This window comes from Streptomyces sp. (assembly GCF_036566765.1).
In the GTDB taxonomy this organism is placed as follows: domain Bacteria; phylum Actinomycetota; class Actinomycetes; order Streptomycetales; family Streptomycetaceae; genus Streptomyces.
This window is the reverse complement of sequence record NZ_DATCVQ010000007.1, coordinates 1-3928: the sequence shown is the minus strand read 5'-3', so window position 1 is coordinate 3928 and position 3928 is coordinate 1. Positions and strand designations below refer to the sequence as shown.

The 3928-nt window shown below is 74.4% G+C and carries 4 protein-coding genes; all 4 read left to right on the top strand.

Annotated features, from left to right (window positions below):
- On the top strand, positions 1-264 hold a 264-nt coding region (locus VIU94_RS00400; protein ID WP_331906243.1), incomplete at its 5' end, for a pantoate--beta-alanine ligase.
- Positions 261-1982, top strand: a complete 1722-nt coding sequence (locus tag VIU94_RS00395) for an L-aspartate oxidase (RefSeq protein ID WP_331906241.1) — start codon at positions 261-263, stop codon at positions 1980-1982. The genes VIU94_RS00400 and VIU94_RS00395, both read left to right, overlap by 4 nt.
- The gene (gene nadC / locus VIU94_RS00390; protein ID WP_331906239.1) at positions 1979-2998 is read left to right on the top strand and encodes a carboxylating nicotinate-nucleotide diphosphorylase; all 1020 of its coding nucleotides are present in this window, start codon (positions 1979-1981) and stop codon (positions 2996-2998) included. Before VIU94_RS00395 ends, nadC begins: the two co-directional genes overlap by 4 nt.
- Positions 2998-3801, top strand: coding sequence for a type III pantothenate kinase (locus VIU94_RS00385; protein WP_331906237.1), 804 nt, complete (start codon positions 2998-3000; stop codon positions 3799-3801). Before nadC ends, VIU94_RS00385 begins: the two co-directional genes overlap by 1 nt.
- Positions 3802-3928 lie beyond the last annotated feature (127 nt).

Below are 3928 nucleotides of genomic sequence, written 5' to 3'. Positions count from 1 at the left end.
GCCGCCGCCGACGTGCACGCCGTCGCTCAGGCCGGCGAGGGCGGCGGCGCCGACGCCGTACGGGCCGCGGCCCGCGCCGTACTCGACGAGGCCGCGCACGGGCGCCCGCCGCTGACCCTCGACTACCTGGCCCTCGTCGACCCGGCCGACTTCACCGAGGTCGCCGACGGCCACGACGGCGAGGCAGTCCTCGCCGTCGCCGCGCGGGTGGGGACCACGCGGCTGATCGACAACGTCCCCCTGAGCTTCGGAGCCGCCAAGTGACCGCAAGCCATGTGCCGGGAAGCCGTGCGACCGGCATACGCCTGGAGGCGCCCGCGCCCGGCTGGGCCGTCGAGGCCGACGTCGTGGTCGTCGGCTCGGGCGTCGCGGGCCTGACCGCCGCCCTGCGCTGCACCGCGGCCGGGCTGCGCACGGTCGTGGTCACCAAGGCCTCGCTCGACGACGGTTCGACCCGCTGGGCGCAGGGCGGCATCGCCGCCGCGCTCGGCGAGGGCGACACCCCCGAGCAGCACCTGGACGACACGCTGGTCGCCGGCGTGGGGCTGTGCGACGAGGAGGCCGTGCGCACCCTGGTCACCGAGGGCCCGGGCGCGGTCCGTCGGCTGATGGCCACCGGCGCCGACTTCGACCGGACCGCCGACGGCGAGATCGCGCTGACCCGCGAGGGCGGCCACCACCGCCGCCGCATCGCGCACGCCGGCGGCGACGCGACCGGCGCGGAGATCTCCCGCGCGCTGGTCGAGGCGATACGCGAGCGGGGCGTGCGCACCGTCGAGCACGCCCTGGTCCTGGACCTCCTGACGGACGACGCGGGCCGCACGGCGGGCGTCACCCTGCACGTCATGGGCGAGGGGCAGCACGACGGCGTCGGCGCCGTCCACGCCCCGGCCGTGGTCCTCGCCACCGGCGGCATGGGCCAGGTCTTCTCCGCCACCACCAACCCGTCCGTCTCCACCGGCGACGGCGTCGCCCTCGCGCTGCGCGCCGGGGCCGAGCTGTCCGACCTGGAGTTCGTCCAGTTCCACCCGACCGTGCTGTTCCTCGGCGCCGACTCGCAGGGCCAGCAGCCGCTGGTCTCCGAGGCGGTACGCGGCGAGGGCGCCCACCTGGTCGACGCGGACGGGGTCCGCTTCATGGTCGGGCAGCACGAGCTGGCCGAACTCGCGCCGCGCGACATCGTCGCCAAGGCGATCATGCGACGGATGCAGGAGCAGGGCGCGCAGAACGTGTACCTGGACGCCCGGCACTTCGGCGCCGAGATGTGGGAGCACCGCTTCCCGACGATCCTGGCCGCCTGCCGGGCGCACGGCTTCGACCCGGTGACCGAGCCGATCCCGGTCGCCCCGGCCGCCCACTACGCCTCCGGCGGCGTCCGCACCGACCTGCACGGCCGGACCACCGTGCCCGGCCTGTACGCGTGCGGCGAGGTCGCCTGCACGGGCGTGCACGGCGCGAACCGGCTGGCCTCGAACTCGCTCCTGGAGGGCCTGGTCTTCGCGGAGCGGATCGCCGACGACATCGTCGCGTCCGGCCCGCACCGCGAGGGCCGGCCGGCCGTCTCCGCCTGCGGCGTGAGGCCGCTGGTCGAGCCCGGCAAGCGCGCGGAGATCCAGCGGATCATGAGCACGCACGCGAGCGTGCTGCGCTCCGAGGCGAGCCTGCGCGCGGGGGCCGACGCCCTTCAGGCGCTGAACCTGGAGACCGTCGCCGGCTCCCTCGCCAAGGAGGCCGAGCCGGGCACCGAGGCATGGGAGACCACCAACCTGCTCGCCGTCGCCCAGGCCCTGGTGGCCGCCGCCCTGGAGCGCGAGGAGACCCGGGGCTGCCACTGGCGAGAGGACCGGCCCGACCGGGACGACGAAACCTGGCAACGCCACCTGATCGTGCGTTCCCTCCCGGAGGGACTGGCCGTCACCCGCACCGCCACCGCAGACTTTCCGCCCGTAACCCCCGACGCAACCAGGGAGCCGCAGTCGTGAGCACGCCCGAAGAAGCACGTCCGCAGCCCGTGGACGTCCCCCTGATCCACATCAACGCCCCGGCCGAGTCCGCCGGCGGCTGCGGCGACGGCTGCGGCTGCGCCGAGGGCGACGAGGTGTACGAGTGCGGGCTCGACCCGGCGCTCGCGGAGCTCCTCGCCGAGGCCGGGCTCGACCCGATCCAGGTCGAGGACATCGCGCACCTCGCGATCGCGGAGGACCTCGACGGCGGGGTGGACGTCACCACCGTCGCGACCGTCCCCGCGGACGCCGTGGCGACCGCGGACTTCACCGCCCGCGAGGCCGGCGTGGTGGCCGGTCTGCGGGTCGCCGAGGCGGTCCTGTCGATCGTCTGCACCGACGAGTTCGAGGTCGAGCGGCACGTCGAGGACGGCGAGCGGGTCGAGGCCGGGCAGACGCTGCTGTCCGTCACCAGCCGCACCCGCGACCTGCTCACCGGCGAGCGCAGCGCGCTGAACATCCTGTGCCGACTCTCCGGCATCGCCACCGCCACCCGGAAGTGGGCGGACGTCCTGGAGGGCACCAAGGCCCGGGTCCGCGACACCCGCAAGACGACGCCGGGCCTGCGCGCCCTGGAGAAGTACGCGGTGCGGTGCGGCGGCGGCGTCAACCACCGCATGTCCCTGTCGGACGCGGCGCTGGTCAAGGACAACCACGTGGTCGCGGCGGGCGGCGTGGCGCAGGCGTTCAAGGCCGTACGCGAGCGGTTCCCGGACGTCCCGATCGAGGTCGAGGTCGACACCATGCACCAGGTCCGAGAGGTCCTGGACGCGGGCGTGGACCTGATCCTGCTCGACAACTTCACCCCGGCCGAGACCGAGGAGGCCGTCGCGCTGGTCGCCGGCCGCGCCGCCCTGGAGTCCTCCGGCCGGCTGACGCTGGACAACGCGGCGGCGTACGCGGCGACCGGCGTCGACTACCTGGCCGTCGGCGGCCTCACGCACTCGTCCCCGATCCTGGACATCGGCCTCGATCTGCGCGAGGCGGCCGTCTGATGCTGCTCACCATCGACGTCGGCAACACCCAGACGGTGCTCGGTCTCTTCGACGGCGAGGAGATCGTGGAGCACTGGCGGATCTCCACGGATCCGCGCCGGACGGCCGACGAGTGGGCGGTCCTGCTGCAGGGCCTGATGGGCATGCACCCGCTGCTCGGCGTCGAGCTGAGCGACGGGATCGAGGGCATCGCGATCTGCGCGACGGTGCCGTCGGTGCTGCACGAGCTGCGCGAGGTGACGCGGCGGTACTACGGGGACGTGCCGGCGGTGCTGGTGGAGCCGGGCGTCAAGACGGGCGTCCCGGTCCTCACGGACAACCCGAAGGAGGTCGGCGCGGACCGCGTGATCAACGCGGTCGCCGCCGTCGAGCTGTACGGGGGCCCGGCGATCGTCGTCGACTTCGGCACGGCGACGACGTACGACGCGATCACCGCGCGCGGCGAGTACGCGGGCGGGGCCATCGCCCCGGGCATCGAGATCTCGGTCGAGGCGCTCGGCGTCAAGGGCGCCATGCTCCGCAAGATCGAGCTGGCCCGCCCGCGCAGCGTGATCGGCAAGAACACGGTCGAGGCGATGCAGTCGGGCATCATCTACGGCTACGCGGGCCAGGTCGACGGCGTGGTGACCCGCATGAAGCGCGAACTGGCAGGCACCGCCGACCCCTCGGACGTCACGGTCATCGCCACCGGCGGCCTGGCCCCCATGGTCCTGGGCGAGTCCTCCCAGATAGACGAACACGAACCCTGGCTCACCCTGATCGGCCTCCGCCTGGTCTACGAACGCAACATCGCACGGCTCTGAGCAACGGCCGGCCGCCCAGTCGAGAAAGACACGGGCCCGGCCAGAACGACGCGAAGCCGCCGCCGCCCGGGCGGCACCGGGGCCGCCGCCGGGAGCAGGCGGCGGGAGCATGCGGCGGGGCCGCGGC

What these genes read in the sequence shown, in the direction of transcription:
- VIU94_RS00385 (WP_331906237.1), top strand. Translation starts at nt 2,998, where the DNA reads ATGCTGCTCACCATCGACGTCGGCAACACCCAGACGGTGCTCGGTCTC.